General features: G+C 42.8%; 22 protein-coding genes. 15 read left to right on the top strand and 7 right to left on the bottom strand.

Going from position 1 to position 25,487, the window contains the following annotated elements; all coding sequences use genetic code 11:
* The first annotated feature begins 9 nt into the window (after positions 1 to 9).
* The 3 genes from tyrA to AC5JM2_RS30295 are packed head-to-tail and all read left to right on the top strand — an operon-like array spanning position 10 to position 2,580.
* Complete coding sequence (gene tyrA / locus AC5JM2_RS30285) at positions 10 to 1,146, top strand: bifunctional chorismate mutase/prephenate dehydrogenase (RefSeq protein WP_495838974.1); 1,137 nt, start codon at positions 10 to 12, stop codon at positions 1,144 to 1,146.
* A complete protein-coding gene (locus tag AC5JM2_RS30290) occupies positions 1,133 to 1,348 on the top strand; it encodes a hypothetical protein (RefSeq protein ID WP_495838975.1) in 216 nt (71 codons plus the stop codon). The genes tyrA and AC5JM2_RS30290 overlap by 14 nt, the downstream gene beginning before the upstream one ends.
* Positions 1,342 to 2,580 carry a 3-dehydroquinate synthase gene (locus AC5JM2_RS30295; RefSeq protein ID WP_495838976.1) on the top strand — a complete coding sequence of 413 codons (1,239 nt, stop codon included), beginning with the start codon at positions 1,342 to 1,344 and terminating at the stop codon, positions 2,578 to 2,580. The genes AC5JM2_RS30290 and AC5JM2_RS30295 overlap by 7 nt, the downstream gene beginning before the upstream one ends.
* Here the strand turns inward: AC5JM2_RS30295 and AC5JM2_RS30300 are convergent.
* Complete coding sequence (locus AC5JM2_RS30300) at positions 2,541 to 2,885, bottom strand: hypothetical protein (RefSeq protein ID WP_495838978.1); 345 nt, start codon at positions 2,883 to 2,885, stop codon at positions 2,541 to 2,543. The genes AC5JM2_RS30295 and AC5JM2_RS30300 overlap by 40 nt on opposite strands.
* 39 nt (positions 2,886 to 2,924) lie before the next feature.
* Between AC5JM2_RS30300 and eboE the strand changes: the two genes are divergently transcribed.
* The 10 genes from eboE to AC5JM2_RS30350 all read left to right on the top strand — a co-directional run bounded on the left by eboE (position 2,925) and on the right by AC5JM2_RS30350 (position 16,901).
* On the top strand, positions 2,925 to 4,178 hold the full coding sequence (eboE, locus tag AC5JM2_RS30305) for a metabolite traffic protein EboE (protein WP_495838980.1): 1,254 nt from the start codon (positions 2,925 to 2,927) through the stop codon (positions 4,176 to 4,178).
* 37 nt (positions 4,179 to 4,215) lie between these two features.
* Positions 4,216 to 5,586, top strand: a complete 1,371-nt coding sequence (locus tag AC5JM2_RS30310) for an alkaline phosphatase family protein (RefSeq protein ID WP_495838982.1) — start codon at positions 4,216 to 4,218, stop codon at positions 5,584 to 5,586.
* A gap of 547 nt (positions 5,587 to 6,133) precedes the next feature.
* A complete protein-coding gene (locus AC5JM2_RS30315) occupies positions 6,134 to 8,332 on the top strand; it encodes an anthranilate synthase (protein ID WP_495838984.1) in 2,199 nt (732 codons plus the stop codon).
* A 28-nt stretch (positions 8,333 to 8,360) separates the two neighbouring features.
* The gene (gene trpC / locus AC5JM2_RS30320) at positions 8,361 to 9,197 is read left to right on the top strand and encodes an indole-3-glycerol phosphate synthase TrpC (RefSeq protein WP_495838985.1); all 837 of its coding nucleotides are present in this window, start codon (positions 8,361 to 8,363) and stop codon (positions 9,195 to 9,197) included.
* Positions 9,198 to 9,229: 32 nt separating this feature from the next.
* Positions 9,230 to 10,189 (top strand): zinc-dependent alcohol dehydrogenase family protein, encoded by a 960-nt coding sequence (locus tag AC5JM2_RS30325; RefSeq protein ID WP_495838987.1) that lies wholly within the window; start codon positions 9,230 to 9,232, stop codon positions 10,187 to 10,189.
* 58 nt (positions 10,190 to 10,247) lie between these two features.
* Positions 10,248 to 11,075, top strand: a complete 828-nt coding sequence (gene trpA, locus AC5JM2_RS30330; RefSeq protein ID WP_495838989.1) for a tryptophan synthase subunit alpha — start codon at positions 10,248 to 10,250, stop codon at positions 11,073 to 11,075.
* A 92-nt stretch (positions 11,076 to 11,167) separates the two neighbouring features.
* Positions 11,168 to 12,409: a tryptophan synthase subunit beta gene (gene trpB / locus AC5JM2_RS30335; protein ID WP_495838991.1), complete on the top strand. Its 1,242-nt coding sequence runs from the start codon at positions 11,168 to 11,170 to the stop codon at positions 12,407 to 12,409.
* A gap of 944 nt (positions 12,410 to 13,353) precedes the next feature.
* Positions 13,354 to 13,980: a hypothetical protein gene (locus AC5JM2_RS30340; protein ID WP_495838993.1), complete on the top strand. Its 627-nt coding sequence runs from the start codon at positions 13,354 to 13,356 to the stop codon at positions 13,978 to 13,980.
* A 193-nt stretch (positions 13,981 to 14,173) separates the two neighbouring features.
* Positions 14,174 to 14,704 (top strand): hypothetical protein, encoded by a 531-nt coding sequence (locus AC5JM2_RS30345; RefSeq protein ID WP_495838995.1) that lies wholly within the window; start codon positions 14,174 to 14,176, stop codon positions 14,702 to 14,704.
* A gap of 193 nt (positions 14,705 to 14,897) precedes the next feature.
* Entirely contained in the window at positions 14,898 to 16,901 is a 2,004-nt protein-coding gene (locus AC5JM2_RS30350; protein WP_495838997.1) for a hypothetical protein, read from the top strand.
* Positions 16,902 to 17,032: 131 nt separating this feature from the next.
* Here the strand turns inward: AC5JM2_RS30350 and AC5JM2_RS30355 are convergent, their stop codons facing one another.
* The 3 genes from AC5JM2_RS30355 to AC5JM2_RS30365 form a co-directional block, all read right to left on the bottom strand.
* Positions 17,033 to 18,034 (bottom strand): WD40 repeat domain-containing protein, encoded by a 1,002-nt coding sequence (locus AC5JM2_RS30355; RefSeq protein WP_495839069.1) that lies wholly within the window; start codon positions 18,032 to 18,034, stop codon positions 17,033 to 17,035.
* A 270-nt stretch (positions 18,035 to 18,304) separates the two neighbouring features.
* A complete protein-coding gene (locus tag AC5JM2_RS30360; RefSeq protein ID WP_495839071.1) occupies positions 18,305 to 18,601 on the bottom strand; it encodes a hypothetical protein in 297 nt (98 codons plus the stop codon).
* A 346-nt stretch (positions 18,602 to 18,947) separates the two neighbouring features.
* A complete protein-coding gene (locus AC5JM2_RS30365; protein WP_171978102.1) occupies positions 18,948 to 19,112 on the bottom strand; it encodes a CAB/ELIP/HLIP family chlorophyll-binding protein in 165 nt (54 codons plus the stop codon).
* 426 nt (positions 19,113 to 19,538) lie between these two features.
* Here AC5JM2_RS30365 and ald point away from each other — a divergent pair, with 426 nt between their 5' ends.
* Entirely contained in the window at positions 19,539 to 20,630 is a 1,092-nt protein-coding gene (gene ald, locus AC5JM2_RS30370; RefSeq protein WP_495838999.1) for an alanine dehydrogenase, read from the top strand.
* Here ald and AC5JM2_RS30375 read toward each other — a convergent pair.
* From AC5JM2_RS30375 to AC5JM2_RS30385, 3 genes are all read right to left on the bottom strand, one after another.
* Positions 20,588 to 22,405: a hybrid sensor histidine kinase/response regulator gene (locus AC5JM2_RS30375; RefSeq protein WP_495839001.1), complete on the bottom strand. Its 1,818-nt coding sequence runs from the start codon at positions 22,403 to 22,405 to the stop codon at positions 20,588 to 20,590. The genes ald and AC5JM2_RS30375 overlap by 43 nt on opposite strands.
* A gap of 165 nt (positions 22,406 to 22,570) precedes the next feature.
* Positions 22,571 to 23,155 carry a chemotaxis protein CheB gene (locus AC5JM2_RS30380; RefSeq protein WP_495839003.1) on the bottom strand — a complete coding sequence of 195 codons (585 nt, stop codon included), beginning with the start codon at positions 23,153 to 23,155 and terminating at the stop codon, positions 22,571 to 22,573.
* Between the two features lie 54 nt (positions 23,156 to 23,209).
* Positions 23,210 to 24,034: a CheR family methyltransferase gene (locus AC5JM2_RS30385; RefSeq protein ID WP_495839005.1), complete on the bottom strand. Its 825-nt coding sequence runs from the start codon at positions 24,032 to 24,034 to the stop codon at positions 23,210 to 23,212.
* Between the two features lie 293 nt (positions 24,035 to 24,327).
* Here AC5JM2_RS30385 and AC5JM2_RS30390 point away from each other — a divergent pair, with 293 nt between their 5' ends.
* Positions 24,328 to 25,476 (top strand): CapA family protein, encoded by a 1,149-nt coding sequence (locus AC5JM2_RS30390; RefSeq protein WP_495839006.1) that lies wholly within the window; start codon positions 24,328 to 24,330, stop codon positions 25,474 to 25,476.
* The last annotated feature ends 11 nt before the right edge of the window (positions 25,477 to 25,487 follow it).

The raw sequence follows: 25,487 nt of genomic DNA on the forward strand, positions 1-25,487 counted from the left end.
TAAAAACCTATGACCCAAGAATTGTTTAAGCAAACAGATCAAAACCTGTATGATCTGCTGCGCGATACTCACACAGCAAGCCTTGCCCTTGGGAGCGATGGCGATCGCCATACACTTTTAACAGCATCACAAATTTCACCTATACAAGAACAACTGGCAACTCTCGCCTCCTCACTTGCTCAAGCTGGTGTTCCTGAATCAGTTTGGGTAAATTTAGTTAACAGTTGTTATGCAGCCCTTTCCACTGTTGCCTCATATTCGTCTACACAGATAACACCCCGGAAAATCACCATCATAGGTGGGCGTGGCAGAATGGGTAGATTCTTTACCCAGCAACTGACAGCTGCTGGTCACAATGTCAGTATTCTCGAAAATGAAGACTGGGAATATGCAGATAAGCTCCTCAGTTGTGCTGAATTTGTGATCATCTGTGTTCCAATTCAATGGACAACAGATGTTATAAAGCGTGCGGCCCAATATCTTGCACCAACCACAGCACTTTGTGACATCACAAGTCTCAAAACTGAGCCGATGTCAGCGATGCTTGAATACCATCGTGGTCCGGTTATGGGATTACATCCCATGTTTGGCCCAAATGTCAAATCCTTTGCAGGACACAAGGTAATAGCCTGTTCAGGTCGGAACGACGATTCATTTGAGTGGTTATTAGACTTTATCAAAAGTCAGGGTGGGGAAGTCATAGTCTCAACACCTGAAGAACATGACTACATGATGGTGATTATTCAGGCAACAAGGCACTTCTCCCGATTTAGCGTTGGTGTTTTCTTAGCACAAGAAGAAATTGACATAGAGCGCAGTTTGTGCGTCTCAACTGCCAGCTACCGTCAAGAAATAGACATCATCAAGCGTTTGTTTACTCAAAGCCCAGACTTATGTGTAGACATTATGCTGGCTACACAAGATAGATGTCATGCCATTGCTAAATTAGCCGATACTTATGAGCGTTTGGCAAGCTTAGTCGCACACAAAGATCGAGCTGCAATCATCCAGGAATTTGAAACTGCTCAAAGCTTTTTTGGTAAGGAAAGCATTACTTCTGCCAACCTGAGTCACGAAAAGTATGCTGATCGACATCTATCAAGATACCCTTCGGGTTCGCAGTCGCCTACGCATGGATTCTACTAAGTTACGACTGCAATTGAACGATAACGCTCTTGCCGATAGAGTTCTAGCTAAGTCAACATTTGCTCGATTGAATGGCATCACTAGCGTACCTTTTTACGTTATCAACAACAAAGTCAAGGTTAACGGTTCACACTCAAGCGAGGTGTTCCTTCAAGCTTTAAATCGTGCCGCGCTTCTAGAAATATCCGCAAAAATATGGTAATTGACATCAAGCAAAAGGCTACACTTAATTTGCAACCCATCCGGCAAAGTTTCTCACTCACCTTCCAGTACAAGGTGCACTTCACCAATAATGTGTTTGATCTGAAAAATTCCCTGCTGGCACAAGTGATTGCTGCCGATGGGGAAGTAGGACCAAAAAAAGTTTTAGCAGTTGTAGATTCAGGATTGTTGGAGTCTCGACGGACGCTACTCAAGCAAATTGCTGCTTATTGCGATCGCCATCCAGATACACTTAAACTTCTTGCCGATCCAATCATCATCACAGCAGGAGAAGCAGCCAAAAACGATCCAAATGAACTCTCAAAAATTCACAAAATCATAGATGAAGTGGGGCTTTGCCGCCACTCCTACATATTAGGAATTGGTGGTGGTGCTGTATTAGACTTAGTTGGATATGCAGCAGCAACAGCACATCGAGGAATTCGTCTGATTCGTATTCCGACAACAGTGTTGGCACAAAATGATTCTGCTGTTGGCGTAAAAAACGGAATTAACGCCTTTGGCAAAAAGAATTTTCTTGGTACTTTCGCTCCACCCTATGCAGTTTTAAATGATTTTAGCTTCTTAACTTCCCTAAATGACCGTGACTGGCGTTGTGGAATCGCAGAAGCAGTAAAAGTCGCGCTGATCAAGGATGCTGACTTCTTTGAGTACATCAGTACCCACGCTGACGCGCTCATCTGTCGAGACATGAACTCCATGCAAGAAGTCATCTACCGTTGTGCTCAATTGCATATGGATCATATTGCTAACAATGGTGATCCCTTTGAAGTGGGTTCATCTCGTCCATTGGATTTTGGTCACTGGGCAGCACATAAACTTGAGCAGCTGACAAACCATAGATTACGTCATGGGGAAGCAGTGGCGATCGGCATTGCCTTAGACAGTACCTATTCCTACCTGATAGGGCTGCTGTCTCGGTTAGAGTGGCAGCGGATATTAAATACTTTGTTGTCATTAAACTTTGAATTGTACGTACCTGAACTGTCTGAAAAAATAACAGAACTGGAACATCCTCGTTGCTTGTTCCGGGGGCTGAATGAGTTTCGCGAACACCTGGGCGGTGAATTAACTCTCACACTATTGCAAAGTCTTGGTAAAGGTATAGAGGTTCACGAGGTAGATATATCTCTATTTCGGCAAGCAACTTGGTTGTTGGGCGAGTTTTACAATTATTCCTTACCAGCCTCAGGTTGGGAATGTGTGATGTGAAACGGTTGAAAAATTTTGAAAAATACCACAGATGGACACAAATGACACAGATAAACTATCTGCACGGCAGGTGCTACCCTATGGCTGACGCCACGCCTTACGGCTATCGGGAAGCCGCCTCCGGCGTCTACAAGTCGGGCGTTGCCGGACGCTAGATACCTCTGTCGGGAAACCCTCATCAAGTACTGGCTCACGCCACATGCCTCAACGCGCTTAACCCGCGCACGGCACTGTCCTCCCCAACGCACTGCCTCGTCTATCTGTGTCCATCTGTAGTTCCAAACCTCTAAGTAGGCTTTCATCACAAGTTGAGTCAACGATAACAGGCACGATTAAAAATACAGATGAAAATAGAAACAAATCACAACTTTCACCTAACCTACTGCACGAATATTCATCCTGGTGAAGAATGGAGCAAAGTCTTTGCCAACTTAAAGCAATACATTCCTGCACTCAAAGCACAGCTAGCCCCAGAAAAACCCTATGGTATTGGATTGCGTTTAGCAGATGTCGCAACCAGAGAACTGCTACAAGGAAACGCCTTAGCCGAGTTTCAGTCATGGTTAACAGAACTTGACTTATACGTGTTTACCTTAAATGGTTTTCCCTTCGGTGGATTTCATTGGCAGGTTGTCAAAGACCAAGTTTATGCACCAGACTGGTCTAAGCAGGAGCGATTGGAGTATACCCTACGACTGGTAAATATCCTGGCACAACTCTTGCCCGCCGATATGGAGGGTAGCATTTCTACACTACCGTTGTCATATAAACCTTGGTTCAAAGGAAATCAACTTTTCCTGACGTCATTAACAAGTAGTGCCAGCCTCAACTTAGCACAGGTCGTGGCACAAATGGCACGCATCCGAAGCGAAACAGGAAAACTCCTGCACATAGATTTAGAACCAGAACCAGATGGATTGATAGAAAATGCGGCTGAAGTGGTTGATTATTTCCAGACGCAGTTGTTGCCGATTGGGGGAGAATATTTAACAAAGCATCTGGGGATTTCTTTAGAAGCAGCTGAAGCTCTAATACTAGAACACGTCCGTGTTTGTTATGATACGTGCCACTTTGCTGTGGAGTATGAAAACCCAGTTTCGGTTTTCAAGCAATTTCAAGCAGCAGGAATTCAAGTTGGTAAAATTCAAATCAGTGCTGCGTTGCAAGTGAACATACCCAACGATATAGAACAGCGCTCTTTAGTGAAAAAGCGGTTACTTCCTTTTGCTGAGTCTACGTACTTACATCAAGTCATAGCCCGCGAAAGTACAGGACGCTTACGTCATTATACAGATTTGGAAAAGGCTTTACCAGATTTGGATAATACCACAGATCGTGAATGGCGGATTCACTTTCATGTCCCGATTTTTATCCATGATTACCAACTGTTCCAATCTACTCAAGACGACATTTCTACCGTGTTAGACTTGCTGCAAATCAATCATGCCTGTAGCCACCTGGAAATTGAAACTTATACTTGGGAAGTGCTGCCGACTGAGATGAAACTAGATTTACTAGCATCAATCCAACGAGAGTATGAGTGGGTGTTATCAAAAATGTTAGTGAATAGCAGTCCTTTAGATTTGATCAGCTGTTAAGCTTCCTACTGAATTATAAAGTTATTTACATCAGACTATGAATAAAACTGTTGTTCTCAACGTAGTAGGATTAACGCCTAGTCTACTGGGAGAGAATACACCGTCGCTGTCACGTTGGGCGGCTTCTGGGAAAGTGAGTGCGATCACCCCCGTGTTACCTGCTGTCACCTGCACCGCTCAAGCAACCTATCTCACAGGCAAAATGCCGAATGAACATGGCATTGTTGCTAATGGGTGGTACTTTCGCGACGAGTGTGAAGTAAAATTTTGGCGACAATCTAACAAACTCGTTCAGGCTCCTAAAGTGTGGGACATAGCACGCTCGTTAGATCCATCTTTTACCTGCGCCAATTTGTTTTGGTGGTACAACATGTACTCGTCAGCGGACTATACAGTGACTCCCCGACCAATGTATCCGGCTGATGGGAGAAAAATTCCCGACATTTATACACAGCCTCATGAATGGCGATCCCAACTCCAAGCTGAACTAGGTCAGTTTCCTCTGTTTAATTTCTGGGGTCCTAACACATCCATTGCTTCTACTAAGTGGATCGCTAAGAGCGCCAAGTGGGTAGAAGAAAGCTGCGATCCAACGCTGACTTTAATTTACCTGCCTCATCTGGACTATTGCTTGCAAAAGTTTGCTCCTGAGGACAAGCGAGTCACCAAGAATTTACAAGAAATTGACGCTGTTTGCGGCGATTTGATTCAGTACTACGAAAATCGAGGTGCTCAAGTTATTGTTTTGTCAGAATACGGTATTACACCCGTATCCCAACCCGTCCACCTCAATCGGAAACTGCGGGAAAATGGTTTGCTAACCGTGCGTGAGGAATTGGGGCGAGAACTGCTTGATCCCGGTGCAAGTCAGGCTTTTGCTGTCGCTGACCATCAAATTGCTCATGTTTATGTGAATGACCCGTTTTATATTCCTAAAGTGCGATCGCTCTTAGAAGACACCCACGGTGTTGCTCAAGTTTTAGGCGAAGACGAAAAGCCAGCTTACGGTCTGAATCACTCAAGGTCAGGAGAATTAGTGGCGATCGCAAATTCAGATGCTTGGTTTACATACTACTATTGGCTTGATGACAATCGTGCCCCTGATTTTGCCAGAACAGTTGATATTCATCGTAAGCCTGGTTATGATCCTGTGGAATTATTCATCGAGCCGGATATCAAATTTCCCCAGTTCAAAATTGGTTTAAAACTGCTGAAAAAACAGCTTGGTTTTCGCTACTTAATGGATGTTATTCCCTTAGATCCTACTTTAGTGCGTGGCTCTCATGGTTGTGTCACTGCTCCTCCTGCCAATAGACCATTATTTATGACTCGCCAAACTCACTTACTTGAGTCTGAATCAATAGCCGCCAGAGATGTTTGTCACTTAATTCTTAAACACCTTGAATAAAAATTTTTAAAAAAAATTATAACTTTGGGTAGAAGCGACACAATACACTCATATACTTTTAGGAATTGTATCTAGTCACAATAGTATGAGCCAAAGATTTGACACATCTATCAAAAAATTGTTCATATCTCATTGCTTAACATTTAGATACGCTAATCTCATACCAAGTAGCATTCAAATCTAAAACTTTGCTTGAGGTTTTGACTGTTGACACTAAATAGTTAGCATTCAAAAGTTGAAAGTATAAGCTTGTTACCTGATTGAATGTAACATCATATTCCAACAGGTTTATTAGTTCGTTTTATTTAGGCAATAAAATTCTTATTTGAATAGACAACTAGAATGACACCCAGTTTTGGACAAGTTCTATGTGTGATTTCTTGCTGATCACAGCTTGTATGATTTTTTTAGTGTGAATATATAGTTACATAGTTTAGATACACAATAATTTAGAATAATTAGTCATTTCACCACTTGCTACAACGCGCCTAACGCCCAAAAATCAAGTGGTTCCCAATGACTGATGACTACTTCAGAGAAATAGCGCATGATTGTTGATTCTCATTCCTACACAACTGTTGGCGGTATAAATATATTTCGCTCAATCAGTGAAGTACAGACGGACACAGCTCTCGACGAAATTTTGTTTCACCTGAACTCTCAGCGTGGAGGTTTACTCAAAAGTAGCTACGAGTATCCAGGGAGATATAAAAGGTGGGCGATTGGATTTGTTAATCCACCACTGGAGGTGACAACACGTGAGAACACTTTCACGCTAAGAGCGCTCAACAATAGAGGCAAAGTGCTTCTACCAGTTCTTTTGACGCGATTGTCGGCGCATTCTCAACTTCAAGAGGTTGAATTAGAGAATCATGACATCAAGGGTTTTGTCAAGCCAGCTGTGCAACTATTTGTAGAAGAAGAGCGCAGTAAGCAACCTTCTGCATTCACACTTATCCGCGATATCCTCCATACTTTCTCTAGTAATGAAGACGAGCATTTAGGACTGTATGGAGCATTTGGATATGACTTGGTATTCCAGTTTGAACCCATTCCCAGGCGTTTAGAGCGTCCCACAGATCAACGGGATTTAGTACTGTATCTACCAGATGAACTACTGATTGTTGACTACTACTCGCAACGATCATACCGTATACAGTACGAGTTTGAAACAGGGCATGGTAGTACCAAAAATCTTCCACGAACAGGTGACTCGGTTGATTATAAAGGAGAGCGCCATGTTCCCGTTCTAGCTTCTGACCATAAATCAGGAGAGTATGCAAATCAAGTAAAAGTCGCACTAGATTACTTTCGTCGGGGAGACTTATTTGAAGTTGTTCCCAGTCAAAGCTTTTTTGAATCCTGTGAACAACCACCGAGCAAACTATTCCAAACACTACAGCAAATCAATCCCAGTCCCTATGGGTTTATATTTAACTTAGGTGGAGAGTATCTGATCGGTGCATCTCCAGAAATGTTTGTGCGAGTCGAAGGTAGGCGTGTAGAGACTTGCCCAATCAGTGGGACAATTACCCGAGGACAAGATGCTCTAGATGATGCTGAGCAGATTCGTCAACTCCTCAACTCTGGAAAGGAAGAAGCTGAACTGACCATGTGTACAGACGTGGATCGTAATGACAAATCACGGATTTGCGAACCAGGCTCGGTACAAGTGATTGGTCGTCGTCAAATAGAATTGTATAGCCACTTGATTCACACAGTGGATCATGTAGAAGGATTATTAAGACCAGAATTTGATGCTTTGGATGCCTTTTTGAGCCATACTTGGGCAGTCACAGTCACAGGCGCACCCAAACGCTCAGCAATCCAGTTTATCGAAAACCATGAGCGGAGTGCTCGACGTTGGTATGGTGGCGCTGTTGGTTACTTAAACTTCAACGGCGATTTTAACACCGGATTGATTTTGCGGACAATTCGGTTAAAAGACTCAATCGCCGAGGTGAGAGTTGGCGCTACAATTCTTTATGACTCCTTGCCATCAGCAGAAGAACAAGAGACAATGACTAAAGCTGCGGCTTTATTTGAGACAATTCGTCGCGCGAAGCAGGAAAAAAAATCAGAAGAATCTCAGCTAACAAAATTGAGCGCCTGCATCCAAGATGTTGAACCTAGTAAGCGCATCTTACTCATCGACTACGAAGATTCATTTGTTCACACACTCGCAAATTACATCCGCCAAACCGGTGCTACAGTCACAACACTACGTCATGGTTTCTCAGAATCGCTGTTTGACACAGAACGTCCAGACTTAGTTGTTCTATCTCCTGGTCCTGGTAGACCGAATGATTTTCGTGTTCCAGAAACTGTCCAGGCTTGCTTACGTCGGCAAATTCCACTTTTTGGAGTCTGTCTAGGACTTCAAGGCATTGTTGAATCGTTTGGTGGAGAACTGGGAGTTCTCAACTATCCTCAACATGGCAAGTCTTCACGGATTTTTGTCAACGATTCAAATTCTGTCCTGTTCAAGGGTTTGCCAGAATCGTTTTCTGTGGGTAGATATCATTCCTTGTTTGCCTTACCGGAAAAATTGCCAGCACAACTGAACGTAACAGCCATTTCTCATGACCATGTGATCATGGCAATTGAGCATCAAACACTTCCTATAGCAGCTGTGCAATTTCATCCAGAATCCATTATGACTCTGGCAGGAGAACTTGGTCTGGCAATTATTAAAAACGTAGTGCGTGCATACACCCAAACTCAAGAGTCAATAGTCATTCGTTAAAATCACTCCCTCATCTGGTAAGCAGCATATGAGTAACTCAGTCGCTACTGCTAATGTCCGTCCACGCCACATTCTCGAAGAGATTGTGTGGTACAAGAAGCAAGAGGTCGCACAAATGCGGCAAGAACTGCCACTAGCGACTTTGCAACAGCAGTTAAATGCTGCTCCAAGTGTACGAGATTTTCTAACGACTTTAAAGCAAAATCCTCATCAACCAAGCTTGATTGCAGAGGTTAAGAAAGCTTCGCCGAGTCGTGGAGTTCTCCGGGCTGACTTTGATCCAGTGGCGATCGCCCAAGCTTATGAGCAAGGTGGTACAGCTTGTCTATCTGTTTTGACTGACACTAAGTTCTTTCAAGGCAGTTTTGATAACCTGCGTAATATCAGACAGCAAGTTGCACTTCCACTACTGTGTAAAGAGTTTATCATCGATATCTACCAAATCTATTATGCACGGGTAGCAGGCGCAGACGCTGTACTGCTGATTGCTGCCATCCTTAGCGATGAAGCACTTCAAGACTTTTTGCGCGTGATTCACGATTTGGGAATGAAAGCTTTGGTAGAAGTTCATACCTTAGCTGAACTGGATCGAGTGCTAAAACTTGATGACCTGCGCTTAGTGGGGATCAATAATCGCAATCTAGAAGATTTTACTGTGGATATCAGACTCACTCAGCAACTTGTAGAAGAGCGACGCTCAAAGTTGCAAAGCTTTGGTATTACCATAGTCAGTGAGTCTGGTTTATATACTCCTGCTGATTTATCATTTGTCGCCCAAGCGGGTGTTCGTGCCGTTTTGGTAGGAGAGTCGTTAGTCAAACAAGCTGATCTACAGCAGGCTGTGCGTAGTCTGCTCAACTCCTAGCACCTCACAGTAGTGACAAAGGAAAAACGGGCATGAAAGCTATGGTGATAACAGGCTTCGGAAGTCCAGAAGTTTTTGCTCAGCGCGAGGTGGATAAGCCGATACCAGGTAAAAACGAAGTTTTGGTCAAGGTTTATGCAACATCAGTTAATCCTGCTGATTGTGGAGTACGCCAAGGACTGTTTGGATCTAGGATAAAACTACCTGCAATTCTCGGCTACGACGTTTCAGGAGTCGTTGAGGCGATTGGAGAAAACGTCAGAGATTTTCAGGTCGGTGACGAAGTCTATTACGCCATAGGACTTATGGATGGTCAGGGTGCAAATACTGAATATCATGTCATTAATGAGTCAATTCTTACCAAAAAACCCGCCAATTTATCGCATACAGAAGCGGCTAGTGTGCCGGTGGCGGGCGGTACAGCATGGGCTGCTTTGTTCGATAGAGCAAGTCTTAAAGTAGGCGAGACCATACTGATTCATGGTGGTGCAGGGGGTGTAGGCTGCTTCGCTATCCAAATTGCCAAAGCAGCAGGTGCTTATGTTTACACAACCTGCGGCAGTTATGATTTTGATTTGGTGAAGTCTATCGGTGCAGATAGAGTGATAGACTACCGTAACGAAAACTTTATCGACATTATCTTGAAAGAAACGGGTGGTGAAGGAGTTGATGTGACTTTTTCTACCGTACCAGGCGAAGTTTTAGCCCAAAGCCTAACAGTAACGAAAGTTGAGGGTCGCGCTGTGACAGTCACAGGCGTACAGGGTGACCTTAACCCAGCTATTTTCAAAAATATTACAGTTCACTTTGTACACTTAGAAAATGCCCGCCCGAAACTCGAAGCTTTGAGAAAGCTCATTGAACGGGGTCAAATCAAACCTGTGGTTGGAATGACGTTTCCTCTAAGTCAAATTGCCCAAGCCCATCAAAAACTTGAGAAAGGGGGCAAAGGTGTACGCGGTAAGATTGTTGTGCAAGTTGCTGACTCGTAGTAGGCGATTGCAACACTGACTACTAAACCAATACTCATTACTTAGGTGCATTATTCTGATGAGTTCCATTTCCCAACGTTTTCAATCTTTAAGAGATCGCAATCAGCGCGCTTTAATTCCCTTCATCACAGCTGGAGATCCTGACTTACAAACCACAAAAGAAGCTTTACGCATCTTAGACAGCAATGGTGCTGACTTTATTGAACTCGGTGTTCCTTACTCTGATCCACTAGCAGATGGTCCTGTGATCCAAGCGGCTGCTACTCGTGCGTTGCACAAGGGAACTAAGTTAGAGCATGTGTTAGAGATTGTTGCCGATGTGAGTCCAAACTTGCAAGCGCCGATCATTTTATTTACTTACTACAATCCAATTCTCAATCGGGGTGTTGAGTCGTTTCTGGCGCAACTCGCCAAGGTTGGAGTACGGGGATTAGTCGTACCAGACTTGCCGTTAGAAGAAGCAGAATATCTAATTAACACGGCTGCAGAATTTGGAATAGAAGTCATTTTACTTGTCGCTCCTACCAGTTCCAAAGAGCGAATTGAGGCGATCGCCAAGCAATCCCAAGGATTTATCTACCTTGTAAGTGTGACTGGTGTGACTGGTGTTCGCTCCCAACTACAAGATCGCGTCAAAACCTTACTAACCCAGATGCGAAGCATAACTGATAAACCGATTGGTGTTGGCTTTGGCATCTCTGGACCAGAACAGGCACGTCAGGTAAGCGATTGGGGCGCAGATGGTGTTATTGTTGGCAGTGCCTTTGTTCAAAGATTAGCAAATGGTAGTCCCACAGAAGGACTGCAAGCTGTTGAACAACTTTCTCAAGAATTGAAAGCCGCAATTGCCCAACCGTCTCTTCAAACGGTAGGTTCAATACAGTGAACAGTTATCAGTTATCAGTCAAAAACAACTGTTGACTGTTAACTATTATTAAGACTCCTGAAAAGTTACTAGAAGCTAAGAGGTTATATCTAGTGGTTAGCATCTCAGATATCAATAATAAAGTTGAATTGGCGACTGCAAGACCCGACTCCTTGGGGAGATTCGGAAAGTTCGGCGGTAAGTATGTTCCTGAAACCTTAATGCCCGCATTAAGTGAATTGGAAACAGCATATGAGCAATACCGCAACGAGCCAAGCTTCCAAGCAGAGTTACAAAATTTACTAAAAGACTATGTGGGACGCTCCACTCCCTTATATTTTGCCGAGCGTCTCACTACACACTACGCTCACAGTGATGGCACAGAACCACAAATCTATCTCAAGCGGGAAGATTTAAATCATACAGGTGCTCACAAAATTAATAATGCTTTAGGTCAGGTGTTGTTGGCAAAGCGCATGGGTAAGCAACGCATTATCGCTGAAACCGGAGCCGGTCAACATGGGGTCGCAACTGCGACCGTGTGCGCTCGCTTTGGTCTACAATGCGTGATTTACATGGGCATCCAGGATATGCAACGCCAAGCCCTGAATGTGTTTCGGATGAAACTGATGGGGGCAGAAGTCCGTCCAGTAGAGGCGGGTACTGGAACACTCAAAGATGCAACCTCCGAGGCGATTCGGGACTGGGTGACAAACGTGGAAACGACTCACTACATCCTCGGTTCTGTTGCAGGTCCCCATCCGTACCCGATGATAGTACGCGATTTCCACGCTGTGATTGGTAAAGAAACTCGCGCTCAGTCTCAAGAAAAATGGGGAGGAATACCTGATATTCTCTTGGCTTGTGTTGGCGGTGGTTCCAATGCGATTGGACTGTTCCATGAGTTTGTGGATGAACCATCTGTGCGCCTGATTGGAGTTGAAGCAGCGGGTGAAGGTGTTGACACCCAGAAGCACGCAGCAACTTTAACACTGGGACGAATCGGCGTGTTGCACGGGGCTATGAGCTATGTACTGCAAGATGATGATGGTCAGGTTATCGAAGCACATTCGATTAGTGCTGGTTTGGACTATCCAGGGGTTGGTCCTGAGCATAGCTATCTCAAGGAACTTGGTCGCGCGGAGTACTACAGCGTCAGCGATTCTGAAGCTTTGGAGGCGTTGCAGCTTTTGTCTCAACTAGAAGGAATTATTCCAGCTTTGGAAACCGCTCATGCGATCGCCTATTTAGCAAAGCTGTGTCCTCAGTTAAATGGTAGTCCTCGGATTGTCATAAACTGCTCAGGCAGAGGCGACAAGGATGTGCAAACTGTTGCTAAAATCCTCAATTCTTAATCTTTGTCCAAATATTAGGGACTATTGACTATTTGAAACGCAGTTATAGCAGTCCTAAATGAGATTGTAAATTGTCTCATGAGGGCGCTTAACAGGGAACAGGGAACGCTTAACAGGGAACAGGAATTGTTTATAAATGATTTAGGATTGCTATATCTATTCAGTAGCTAGTCAGTTTGGTTCAGGAATTGTCAGTTTTGGGTAAAGTCGTTGATCGCAGATCCACACCCGATCAACGTAGTTTAGTAGCTTCAGGACAGGTGTAGGAAGTAAAGTGTAGTATTTTGTGTTTTTAACAGAGATATAGGAATCCGGTTTGATTTCTGAACAGCTCGTCAGGGCAGGGAACAGGGAACAGGGAACAGGGAAAAAGCAATACAGGTATACTGAGTTTTTTTCAAAAATCAAATAGGAGTCCTATATTAATACTTTTGAGTTAGGGGGAAAGGGAAAAATTCATCCTTTGCCTCTTTCGCTTTAACGTTTTCCCAAGTAGCAAGGAAAATGAGTAGTGCTTATCCGAAAAGTATAGCCAGAGGTACTGCTATAAATTGAGCAGAAAAAACTATAATTGTCGATGTTCAACATCTTTCCAACGATATATTTTTACACTTATATTTTTTATATTTAACTAATAGAAAAATAACATAAAAAAATCTAAAAAAATGACAAATAAATCAAAAGAATTTTGATTGATAATTTTCTGAAAATTGCTTATTTTTTAGAGATAGTAGCGTTAATTACAGTTTTCATTAAGTGCTCTCTACATTCATTGGAGAATTTCCGAAACAAAGCCATTATTGATTTGTAATGCCCAGATAAATAATTACTAGTTTTGGCAATAACAGAGCAAGAAAAAATTAAAAAGACAGGCTTATTTTTTGCCTAGATTATATGCCTGTGCTTTCGTAACTTTTCACCTGGAAATAGGAGGATTCTCTCTAATGGCAACTGACAACAATAGTAGTGGTGATCTCGGGAGTGTACTGCAACAATCTCCCTGGGGTCGCTTGAGTGAAGTTACTTCTACTGAGAACGTATTAGAAGGCTTTAGCAATGCTACTGGTGGTGGTACGATCGGTGGCGCTCCCAGTGGTGCTGGTAGCGGTAGCCCCTTTACTAACTTTGGTAACCCGAATGCTGCTGGTAGCCCGCTTACTGGTGGTATCAACCCTTGGGCTGCTATTGGCACTAGTAGTGGCAGTGCTCCCTCTGGTGGCGGTAGCACTGACGTGTTGACTGGCGCTTCCTCTGATGGCAGTGCTGGCGGGTTCAGTGGCGGCAGCCAAGGTGGCATCGATTTTGGAAGCGCAACCGATTCGTTGTCGTTTCAGAACAGAATACTGATTGATCAATACCTAGCTGCTGGTCCTACTGCCGAAAGTACAGATGTGTTGTCATGGCAACTGACGAATAATGTTGTCAACGGGGTTTCCAGCCTGGGTAGCACATCAGCTGTAAATGGTGACAGCAGCAGCGGCGGCTTTGATCCTAACAGCATCGGCAGCTTTGGTGGTGGCAACCAGTTTGGTGGTGGCAACCAGTTTGGTGGTGGCATCCCGTTTGCTTAAAGTTTCACCTTGAAAGAAAAATTGTTGGGTTAACCAATACCTAAGGCAACCCTACATCATTCCAAGACCTACTAGCCAAACTAGTCTCCTGTGAGGAAACCAAAGAAGAAACTTAGAGACCGATCTAGCTTGCTTTCTTTAGTTTCCCTAGTTCAACAACATTTTTGTTCTAACAATAGGAGGATTTTTAGTCATGGCAACTTCTAACACTAACTCTGCTGCTAGTAGTGACAGTGTTTTTCCGCAGTTATCATCCAATTTTTTGGAGAACATGCGGACAGACATTTCAACCTTTACTGACATTGTCAACCAATATAGAAGTGACAACGCCGATGCAAGTGACGATCAGCCTCTGGCACCTGTGGTTGATTTGGTGAATGCAGTCTATGGCAGCGATTCACCCTTCTTAAATGGCAATGCCAGTGCATCTAGTGGTAAGGACACAGTTGTTGGTAATGACAGTGTGTTAAGTGGTAGCAGTCCAGTGACTGATAGTAGCAGTGTGTTTCCTTTGCGTTCTGAGATTTGGAAGCAAGTAAAAGCTGATATCTTAAGCTCTGACAACCTTGCTAATCAGAATTCTGGTGTCGGCAGTCAGCTTCCGCAATCATCAACTGAAGTCTTGCAACTGTTCGTGAATGACATCACAACTTTGAGTCAAGCTATTGATTCATTGCACTCTGGGAACAATGCGATCGCTAGTACTAGCACTCCGATTATTTAACGTCCCAGTTTGAAGTCAAAAATGTTGGGTTGACCGGTAAAAGGATCAACCCAACAACATTCCAAGATCTACTAGCCAATAAATAGCCTGCACTTAAAAAACCAAAGACTAAAGCAATAAGGCAGGCTTTATGTATTTAATTTCCCACATTTTACGAGGTTTGAGTCCTAAAAATTAGGAGGATTATTTTTATATGACAACTTCTACCGTTAATCCTGACACCAATTCAGTTTTTCCCCCAGCTACTGATCTAGCTGGTGTTAGCAACTACTCGGCTGGTAGTGTAGCACCAGTTTCAGATCCCCTAACTACTGGTGGCAGTTCCCTACCGGTTGACACTTATTCTGCTAGCACCTTTGTGCCTACTGATAGCACCTCTTTGCCTACTGATAGCACCTCTTTGCCTACTGATAGCACCTTTGTGCCTACAGCTAGCACCTTTGTGCCTACAGCTAGCACCTCTGCTCCTACTGCTAGCAGTCTGGCTCCAATCAGTAACACCAACTCATCTGCAAGTGGTACTAACACCTTAGCCAGCAGCAGCAACTTGTTTGCTAGCAGCTCAGGTACTAGCGCTGTTGGTGGTAGCAGCAACACGTTTTCTAGCATCTTAGGTGCTAGCGACTTAAGTAGTACCGGCTTAGGATCTGGCAGCACCAACACCTTTGCTGGTGCTGCAAACAATCCGTATGCTGGTGGTGGCGGTCAACCTTTCGCTAGTCTTGGCAACGTAGTTGTTGGTGAGAGTCAATGGATCATCGGTAAAGAAAATACACCGGAAAGATTTTCAAAAGCGATAAATTTTACTGTCGAGCAGTTGGTTGACTCAGTCATGGACAAACTGAGTTACAAAATATCTCAGAGTGGCATTACTATTTCTTCCAGTGGTGGAAACCCATTTGCTGGTGGAAACAACCCGTTCGGTACTACCAGTGCGTCAGATCTCAATAACTTCAAACAGGCATATGGTACAAATTTCGCTATACCTAAATCAACTGAGAGTTTGCTGACATCCGTCTATAGTCAAACCTTGCCAAGTGCGTCTGGTACCTCGGTTGCTGGTGCTGGTACTTCGGTTGCTGGTGCTAATACCTTGGTTGCTGGTACTGGTATCCAAGGTGCAAGTGGTGGCAACCTGCTTGTACCTACTAATAACACGAGTATTGCTCCTGGCAGTATACCTCAGCAACCATCTGTAGATATTGTGCAAGTCCTGTTTGGTCAGGACTTAAAAGGCGCTGGCGGAAGTAGCTCACCCTCCGACATCTTAAGGATTGTCCAAGATGACCTGTTAAACTTCACCAAAACAGTCAACTCTGCTACAGGTAAAAAACTGTTCAGTGCTAACAATACGCCTTTGAAATCACCTTCCGATTTGTTGACGCTCTATAAAAATGACATACTGAGCGCAAATACTAGTATTAATACTGGTATTCAAAACATTAGTAATGGTGATCCGTACAGCAACGTATTTGCTGGTAGTGGGACTCAAGGTGGATCTCAGGCTGTTCAACCACCCACCGATATCTTGTCCACTGTCCTTGGTGGTCTGTTACCCTTCAGTGGCGCTGACAACATTTTTAACACTGCTGAAGGCGGCATACCCATTGGTTATGGCAATAAGGACTTTGGTGGTAACAACGCTGTCATTGGTAATGCCAACTGGAACTACGGACAATCCAATGTAAGCGTAGGTAATGCTAACTGGAATTGGGACTCCACTAAGAACAACGCAACCATTGGTAATGGCAACTGGAATTTAGAGTCTAGTCAAAACAACAGAACCATTGGTAATGGCAACTGGTACTGGGAGTCAACCAGTGACAACGTAACTCTCGGTAATGGTAACTGGGATTTTGGAAATAACAACACAACCATTGGTAATGGTAACTGGGACTTCGGTAGTAATAACACAATCATTGGTACTGGTAACCATGTCTTTACCAGCAACAGCGTAGTTATTGGTGATGGCAATTGGTCTGTGATTATTGACAAATCCAACACTGCTGCTGGTGAGTTTCTCGGTAAGTTGGATAATTTGGTCTTGTCGATGGGAATCAAAGACGCTGGTGATAATCTAGTTAATTCCCTGTTCAGCAAATTCGCTGATGCTTTCCAACCCTTAACAGGTAACCTTGGAGAATCTGGCCTCAAGACATATAATCAACTGTTCTACTCCGGTGGCAATAACACCTAAGTAACGCGATCTGCCTCACGCTCATGCTGAGCGCTTTGCGCGTGAGGCAAGCGAATCTATCGCCAACAAGTAGCCCCGAAGTTCAACCATCAAAACCCAAAAAAGTTTTGATGGTTGAACCATTATGTGATTTACTGACCAACTAACCAAACATTAACTCTTGTATCAAATCCACCAGTAGCAAGCTTTGTTCCATCAGGACTAAAGGCTACAACGCTCGCCCAGTCGGAATGTCCATAAAGTGTGGTTATTAACTCGCCTGTTGTTAAATTCCACAGCTTAATTCCATCTCTAGCAGCACTGGCAAGGGTTTGTCCGTTTGGGTTGATGGCGATATCATTTACCCAGTTGTTGTCTCCTGTCAGGGTGCGAACTGATTGTCCAGTGGTAACATTCCAGACTTTAATTGTGCGATCGCGACTCGCACTGACAAACGTCCTTCCATCTGGGGTAAAAACTATTTTAGTGACTGTATTATAATGCGCCCCTGCAATTGTGCGGATTAATCTTCCACTACTCAAATCCCATAGCTTAATCACGCCAATATTATCACCACTCGCCAGCGTCTGACCATCAGGACTAATCGCCACTGTATTAATCGAGTTATCAAAACGTGTCAAAATCCCAAGTGGGCGCTGTTGTAGCAAATCCCACATCCGAATACCATCTAATGCGCCACTCACAAGAACTTTACCATTTGGAGTTACGGCTAAAGATAGTACATTGCTTGTATGTTCCACAAAGGAGCGAGTAAATTTGCGGCTTTTGAGATTCCAAAGGTTAATAGTGTTGTCATCACTGCAACTGGCAAGAGTTTGACCATCTGGCGAAATCACGATAGATTCTACTGCGCTTTTTTGTGCTCTATTAATAATTCCAATCCTTCTGCCAGTTGTTGTATCCCATAAGCGAATGATGCCTTCATTATCATAGCCACCACTCACAAGAATTCGGCTATCTGGAGTGAAGGCGAGAGATTTAATAGTTCCGGTATGCTGTATGAATGTGTAAAGAAGTTGTGGATTAGCAACACTCGTGGTGGGTTGAGCCACTGGTGTCACTTGAAACTCAACAGGGATTGCAGATGGTATTTGGATAAGCGAAGTGATGGCAACAGCACCTGCTACGCTCATGAGTATCACAAAATTCTTGGTACTGGTTATTTGAGACTGAAATTCCTTTCTACGCCCAGAAAGCTTCGCATTTTGGATAAGTAAGAGGAATTTATTGTGATTATTCATATATTTAAAATATCTCAAGATAGCCTGTACCATATTGACAGGCGGTAAACCTCCGCCCATCAATGATCATACTGGCGCTATAGGTAGCAAAGCATACCATATTTGATTTTTTTTAGCAACAATCAATAATAAATATGATGACTCAAATTTCAGAGTCAAAATCTACTGGTATGGTGGCTTTTTCTTAGAAACGCTCAGCATCGGTAAAGCAGCACTTGACGATCGCGAAGGCAGATAATGTTGCACCACAGGTTCCTCAGGCAAGGGTGGCCGTTGCTGAATCCGCCACCATTTGTAAGCTAGCGCTATTCCTGTTGTCCCTAAGCCAAAAGCAAACAACGACCAGCTATCGTCTAATCCACCAATCAATGCATCTATGACTCCCATTGTAATCAATACACTGATAATTGGTTCTTTACGGTAGGTTGACTTCAAAAAACGAGGAAATACAGCATTCATCACAAGCTTTTTTGTTCCTGTTCACCTTTATATGTATATTTATATTTTCTGAGACCACCTCAAGAGCAATTGACGCTTTTGTGATAGAGCCTCAATTTCATTATAGTTCGGTTCAGTTCTACTACCATTAACGCTCAAGCAAAGGTTTGATAAAGTCAACAATTAGGTTAGGGGTGTAAGGGTGTAAGGGTGTAAGGGATAAATATCTGGTTCACGGTTTCTGTTTTTATATCTCCTACTCACCTACACCCAAGTGTCTTGGTCAAAACCAGCTGGGATATTCAGCTGGTTTGAGCTTTTGGTCATTTACTAAGTACAACAATCACTCTTGTACTTAGTAAAAATGCTACTTAAGACCGAGCCATGATAAGACTCCTTGGTTGGTAACATACTCTATTACCACCATGATTAGGAAGCCAATCATTGCAGCTCGACCATTCAGACGCTCAGCATATTCATTAAACCCGAACTTTGGCTCTTCCAACTTAGGAGTTACGCTTGGCTGTATCATCATTGAAAACCTCTTTTTGGCAAATGAACTTTTAAGTGGATATTTGTAAATGGATATTTAAGTGACAACACACCTGAGCTATTTTGCAGGATTGTCACTGTTTACATTTCTTTACGATTCTTATCTTAGTTTATTGTAGAAGTACTTTGGTAATCGTCAAGAGTAAAAGTTTGAACTACAGTGGTGGTATCAAAGAAAGTTCAGTCGTCCGGAGTAGTCAAGTGTAGAGTCCCAAAGGTTAATCCCCCATAAAGGTATCCTCTGTTCGAGGGTGAAACAGCGCTGTGTTCTCAAAGCTGAGTGTAGTCTTTGCACTTCTATACTTTCGACTTCAATACGAGTTCTAAAATTCGTAGTTTCTGATTCAACAGAATATAGATGAGACTGACAAACTATAGCTATACAAAAATTCATAAGAGGCAATAAATGGAAATTGGTATTCCTAAAGAAACAAAAGATCAAGAGTTTCGAGTTGGGTTAAGTCCTTCTAGTGTGCGAGTCTTACAAGAAAATGGTCATAGAGTTTTCGTAGAAACTCAAGCAGGTATCGGGGCAGGATTTACAGATGATGACTACATAAGCGCTGGCGCGAAGATAGTCACCACCACTGACGAAGCTTGGAAGTGCGAACTTGTTGTCAAAGTCAAAGAGCCACTGTCTGCGGAGTATAAGTTTTTGCAGAAGGGGCAAATTTTGTTTACATATCTGCATTTAGCCGCCGACCGGAAGTTAACCGAACATCTGATTGATTGCGGTGTAACGGCGATCGCCTATGAAACTGTAGAACAACCAGGGAACAACAAATTACCTTTGCTGACTCCCATGAGCATTATTGCAGGTCGGTTATCCGTACAATTTGGGGCAAGATTTCTAGAGCGTCAGCAAGGTGGTAGAGGAGTTTTGCTGGGGGGTGTACCTGGAGTTAAACCGGGCAAAGTCGTGATTTTAGGCGGCGGTGTCGTCGGTACAGAAGCGGCGAAAATTGCTGTGGGTATGGGCGCTGCTGTCCAGATTATTGATGTTAATGTTGAGCGCCTCGCGTATCTGGAAACCTTGTTTGGTTCCAGAGTCGAACTGCTTTACAGCAACTCCGCCCATATTGAAGCTGGAGTCAAAAATGCTGACTTACTCATCGGTGCTGTTTTAATCCCAGGACGTAGAGCACCCATCCTTGTGTCCCGCAACTTGGTTAAACAAATGCATCCTGGTTCTGTCATAGTCGATGTTGCTGTTGATCAAGGCGGTTGCGTGGAAACTGTACACCCCACATCCCATACTCATCCTGTGTATCTTGAAGAGGGTGTGGTGCATTATGGCGTTCCTAATATGCCGGGGGCAGTACCTTGGACTTCAAGCCAAGCATTGAACAATAGTACTCTACCCTATGTCTTGCAGTTAGCAAACTCGGGGATAAAAGCACTGACGAACAACCAAGCATTAGCCAAAGGTGTGAACGTACAAGATCATCGCTTAGTTCACCCTGCACTACAGGAGGTATTTTCTGACTTAGTCGTGTAGTTGGTTATAAATTTAGTAGTCCGCTCTTCGTCTTCTTTTTCCTCCTGTTGTTCTGGCGTTTTCCCTGTACCCATCAGCGGCAGCTTCACAGTAAAAGTAGCTCCTTGTCCTACTCCTGGACTTTCGGCATGAACGCTTCCCCGATGCATTTCCACCAGAGAACGTACAATTGCTAGTCCTAGTCCTAGTCCACCTTGGTGTCTGGTGATGCTACCATCAGCTTGACGAAAGCGCTCAAAAACATAGGGAAGAAAATCTGGGCGGATACCACTACCTGTATCGCTCACCCGAATAAGTGCTAAGGAGCTTTTAGCGGCAGATGACTGGTGTTGCTGAGGTTGAAGTGTTTCTGAGGAAGACTCAGCACTGAGTAACAATCGTACCTCTACCCTTCCATCTTTGGGTGTGAACTTGAGCGCATTACTCAGTAAATTCCAAACTATTTGCTGTAAGCGGTTTGGATCACCACAAACGACAAAAGAGGTGGAGGAGTTCAAAGTCCCCTCTGGGGATGAAGAGAGTGAGGGAAAATTCTCCCTCCCTCCTATTGTCTCCCTTGTTCCCTCGTTCTGCGTGTTAGTGTGTTCAATAATGTACTCAAGTTGAATATTTTTTTTCTCAGCTTCTAAGCGTACGCTATCTACAACGGTTGCAATCACAGATGTTAAATTAAGTTGACAGAGATTGAGCTTTAGTTTGCCACGCATAATCCGCGAGACATCAAGAATATCGTCTATAAGTTGTGCCTGCAAAGTAGCGTTGCGTTCAATCGTTTCTAGAGCGCGTATAATGGCTTTTTCATCCATCTTTCGCTGGCGTAGCAGTTTAGACCAACCTAGTATTGAAGTTAAAGGTGTACGAAGTTCATGGGAAAGAGTGGCTAAAAACTCATCTTTAAGGCGGTTTGCTGTTTCAGCTTCTTGTCGTGCTGCTTGTTCGCGGATTAACTTAATGTGTTCTTCTTCTGCTTGTTTACGCTCTGTAATATCTTCTATAGTGCCGATATATCCAATAACTTCGCTTTGATCCGAAAGCATAGCCGACGAGGACATATGAACCCAACGCTCAATTCCTGTCGAGGTGAGTATGCGAAACTCTCCTGTGTATTCCTGTCCTTGAGCTGATATAGCATACCAATCAGTAATCACTCGCCCTCTATCTTCAGGATGAATTGTTTGTGTCCAACCGTCGCCTAAACTCTCCTCCAGTGTCATCCCATAGATAGCTTGATATCGTGGATTAATATAAGTGCATTTACCTAATGTATCTGTGAGAAAAATGCCTACAGGCGAGCAAGCACTCAAAGAGCGAAACATCTCTTCGCGCTTTCTCAGCTCGGTATTCATCTGTGTTAATTGTGCCGCTTGTCGCTTGACTTCGACAGTTTTTTGAAACAGATCAACAAATGCGGCTACCTTGGATTTTAAAATTTCTGCATGAATGGGTTTGAAGAGGTAGTCTACAGCACCAACAGAATATCCTTTAAACACCATGTTATCACTCGTGCTAAATGCTGTGAGAAAAATAATTGGTGTATGGCGCGATCGCTCTCGCTGTCGAATCAGGGCTGCTGTCTCGAAGCCGTCCATGTCGGGCATTTGCACATCCAGCAGAATCACCGCAAAGTCCTGATTGAGCAAACATCGCAGTGCTTCCGCGCCGGATGTAGCCCTCACCACATTTTGACGCTGACTATCTAAAATCGCCTCTAAGGCTAATAAATTTTCTGGATGGTCATCTACCAACAGAACGTTAACTTTTGGTTCAAATGGCATTTCTATCTGTATGCTTTAGGAAATAGATAAAAACGTTTTCACGTCTTCCTATTGACTTTGACGTTTGCGCTTATTTTATTCACACTATCTTAAGTTAGAAATTTAGTTATTCTTTCTGACTGCAGCTAACAGCTTTTTTGTATGAAGAATTAGGGAACAACTACATCATAAATTACAAATCTTCACTAAGTAAGGTGCAATATCTGCCAAAGGTAGGACTTTATCTGCGACTCCAGCGGCGATCGCCGCTTCAGGCATTATTGGACAAGCTGCTGTTGAAGGTTCCTGTACCACAGTTTTGCCGCCCCGTGCTTTGATTTTTTTCATCCCTTCAGTACCATCATAATTTGCACCTGTCAAGAGGACTGCAATCAACCTTTCGGCATAAGTATCGGCAGCGGTTTCAAATAGCACATCTATTGACGGGCGTGCATAAGTTACAGGAGCATCAACGCATAAGGAAAAAGTTGGATAAGAAACCGTATCGCTTGTTACTTCTATCATCAAATGATAATCTGCTGGAGCTAAATATATATAGCCAGGCACAATTTCTTCTTTATCTTGCGGCTCGGTGACAACTAAAGCACTGTACTCCTGTAACGCGACTTTCAATTTTTGATCTGAAGATTTGTAGCGATGCTGAACAATTGCTATAGGTACTGGGAAGTTTTTTGGCAATCCAGCGAGTAAAACTTCAAGGGCTTCTAACCCTCCCAAGGATGTACCAATAGCAATGAATTGAATTGTCATGAGTAGTGAGTGATAAGTCGTTAATACTTAGTAGTTTATGGTAATTATCAACAACTATCGAATTTTACGGTAAAACTTTTCCCCACCTTCTAATTGCTCATAGTCTTGTTCATGCGGAGTGAACTTCATTGTTTCTTGACGTCCCAAACCCAAAATTCCGAACGGAACAAGGCTTTCATGAAAAAGATTAAATACTCGCTCTTGTAAAACTTTATTAAAGTAAATTAAAACATTACGACATAAAATAATGTTAAATTCGTTGAAAGAATTATCGATTACTAAATTATGTTGTGAAAAAATTATATTTTCTTTAAGAGAGGAAGAAAAAATAGCATGTTCATAAGCTGATGTATAATATTCTGAAAAAGCTTTTTTTCCACCTGCTTGCAAATAATTTTGAGTATAATCTTGCATTGCATCTAATGGATAAATTCCAGCTTTTGCTTTTTTTAAAACCATCTCATTGATATCAGTAGCATACAATCTACAACGATGATAAAGTCTCTCTTCCTGGAGTAAAATTGCCAGAGAATAAACTTCTTCACCGCTAGAACATCCCGCATGCCAAATGCGAATGAAAGGATAAGTTCGTAATATTGGTACAACTTTTTTCCGAAACATCAAAAAAAAGTTAGGATCACGAAACATAGTCGTTACATTAACCGAGAGGCTACATAGAAATCTCTCCATACATTCGGGATCATGGAGAACTTTTTCTTGCAGTCCAGAAATAGTGGTTAAACTTTCGGCTCGAATAATTTTCCAAATTCGTCGTTTGAGTGAAGCTAAGGCATAATTTCTAAAATCAAATCCGTAATAACGATGTATGCCTTCTAATAACAATTGAATTTCAATATCTTCAAGCTGTTCTTTCAGCATATATAGGAATCCAGTTTTGTTTATGAACATACTCGTGAAGAGAGGGAATGCTTAACAGGGAACACCCGATCGCTTAATGTAAACTATACCTAGTTGAGCAAAAATAAAATAGGATTTTTATATAAGGTGTTTTCTTTAAAAGGATGGTTAAGATCATAGGAAAACCGCAAAATATCAATTATTAAATTAGTGTATAAAAAAACATGTAAATTTCAGTTATAAATAATGTCCAGTATACATCGTTCTTTCAAACTTATGGGATATACTTGCACCATAATATGAAGAATCAAAATATGCTACATCAAAACCTTAGAAAATTAGTCTCGTTCAGTTTTATAAGTTTTTGCTTTTGCTTGGGTCTTGGTATAGGATTATTCATCCGCTTCGGACAATTGCAGCGAACAAACGCCTCTACGACATCTACTGAGACAGAACCAATTCCGTTTTCTATACCAGAGTATACATCTCCAGACACGATCACAATTCAAGCTGTGGGAGATGTTATTCCTGGCACAAATTACCCTAACTACAAACTTCCACGTAACCGCAATCTGCTTTTCCCAAACTCAGTCAGAGCATATTTACAAAGAAGCGATATTTTGTTTGGCAATTTTGAAAGCAGTTTAACAAACTACCCTTATAGCACCAAGGATATCACTCAAGGAGCAGTTTTTGCTTTTCGCTCTCCACCCACTTATGCTCAGCTTTTAGCTGATGTTGGGTTTGATGTGATGAATATAGCAAATAACCATGCTTTAGATTTTGGTTCAGTGGGATTTAAAGACACAGTTAAGAATCTTAAAGCTGCTGGTATTGAAACATTAGGTCACAAAAACCAAATTCTCTTGCTAGAAGTGAATAATATTGTTGTTGGCATGATTGGGTTTGCTCCCTATGAATCTTATAATTCTATTCTCGATTTAGAAGCAGCCAAAGCACTGGTACAAAAAGCGAAGACACAAGCAAGTGTTGTGATTGTATCAATGCATGCAGGAGCAGAAGGAACTGATGCACTGCGCGTTCACAATAAAACTGAGTTTTTTTATGGAGAAAACCGAGGAAATTCTATTGAGTTTGCCCGGACAATGATTGATGCAGGTGCAGATTTAGTTATCGGACATGGTCCTCATGTTCCAAGAGCTATTGAAATTTATAATGGAAAACTCATCGCTTATTCTTTGGGAAACTTTTTAGGATACCGAACTTTATCCACAACTGCTGAAACTGGGTATTCAATGATATTAGAAGTGAAACTAAATTCAAAAGGAGATTTGGTGTTCGGGAAAATTATCCCTGTTCACCTTGATGCTCAAGGAATTCCTCATATTGACCAGCATTTCAGGACAGTGGGACTGTTGCGTTATTTGAATAATAAAGATTTCCCTGATGATTTAGTGAAGATTAATAAAAAGGGTGAAATTGTATTGGCTGATAAGAAATAGGTTGCAACGGA

This window comes from Brasilonema angustatum (genome assembly GCF_059505445.1).

Coding starts and splice junctions, on each gene's coding strand:
- trpC (WP_495838985.1), top strand. CDS start 8,361: ATGAGTAACTCAGTCGCTACTGCTAATGTCCGTCCACGCCACATTCTC.
- AC5JM2_RS30325 (WP_495838987.1), top strand. CDS start 9,230: ATGAAAGCTATGGTGATAACAGGCTTCGGAAGTCCAGAAGTTTTTGCT.
- AC5JM2_RS30350 (WP_495838997.1), top strand. CDS start 14,898: ATGACAACTTCTACCGTTAATCCTGACACCAATTCAGTTTTTCCCCCA.
- AC5JM2_RS30360 (WP_495839071.1), bottom strand. CDS start 18,601: ATGAATGCTGTATTTCCTCGTTTTTTGAAGTCAACCTACCGTAAAGAA.
- AC5JM2_RS30310 (WP_495838982.1), top strand. CDS start 4,216: ATGAATAAAACTGTTGTTCTCAACGTAGTAGGATTAACGCCTAGTCTA.
- AC5JM2_RS30345 (WP_495838995.1), top strand. CDS start 14,174: ATGGCAACTTCTAACACTAACTCTGCTGCTAGTAGTGACAGTGTTTTT.
- trpA (WP_495838989.1), top strand. CDS start 10,248: ATGAGTTCCATTTCCCAACGTTTTCAATCTTTAAGAGATCGCAATCAG.
- eboE (WP_495838980.1), top strand. CDS start 2,925: ATGAAAATAGAAACAAATCACAACTTTCACCTAACCTACTGCACGAAT.
- tyrA (WP_495838974.1), top strand. CDS start 10: ATGACCCAAGAATTGTTTAAGCAAACAGATCAAAACCTGTATGATCTG.
- AC5JM2_RS30385 (WP_495839005.1), bottom strand. CDS start 24,034: ATGCTGAAAGAACAGCTTGAAGATATTGAAATTCAATTGTTATTAGAA.
- AC5JM2_RS30340 (WP_495838993.1), top strand. CDS start 13,354: ATGGCAACTGACAACAATAGTAGTGGTGATCTCGGGAGTGTACTGCAA.
- AC5JM2_RS30290 (WP_495838975.1), top strand. CDS start 1,133: ATGGATTCTACTAAGTTACGACTGCAATTGAACGATAACGCTCTTGCC.
- AC5JM2_RS30375 (WP_495839001.1), bottom strand. CDS start 22,405: ATGCCATTTGAACCAAAAGTTAACGTTCTGTTGGTAGATGACCATCCA.
- AC5JM2_RS30315 (WP_495838984.1), top strand. CDS start 6,134: ATGATTGTTGATTCTCATTCCTACACAACTGTTGGCGGTATAAATATA.
- AC5JM2_RS30380 (WP_495839003.1), bottom strand. CDS start 23,155: ATGACAATTCAATTCATTGCTATTGGTACATCCTTGGGAGGGTTAGAA.
- AC5JM2_RS30390 (WP_495839006.1), top strand. CDS start 24,328: ATGCTACATCAAAACCTTAGAAAATTAGTCTCGTTCAGTTTTATAAGT.
- AC5JM2_RS30355 (WP_495839069.1), bottom strand. CDS start 18,034: ATGAGCGTAGCAGGTGCTGTTGCCATCACTTCGCTTATCCAAATACCA.
- AC5JM2_RS30365 (WP_171978102.1), bottom strand. CDS start 19,112: ATGATACAGCCAAGCGTAACTCCTAAGTTGGAAGAGCCAAAGTTCGGG.
- AC5JM2_RS30295 (WP_495838976.1), top strand. CDS start 1,342: ATGGTAATTGACATCAAGCAAAAGGCTACACTTAATTTGCAACCCATC.
- ald (WP_495838999.1), top strand. CDS start 19,539: ATGGAAATTGGTATTCCTAAAGAAACAAAAGATCAAGAGTTTCGAGTT.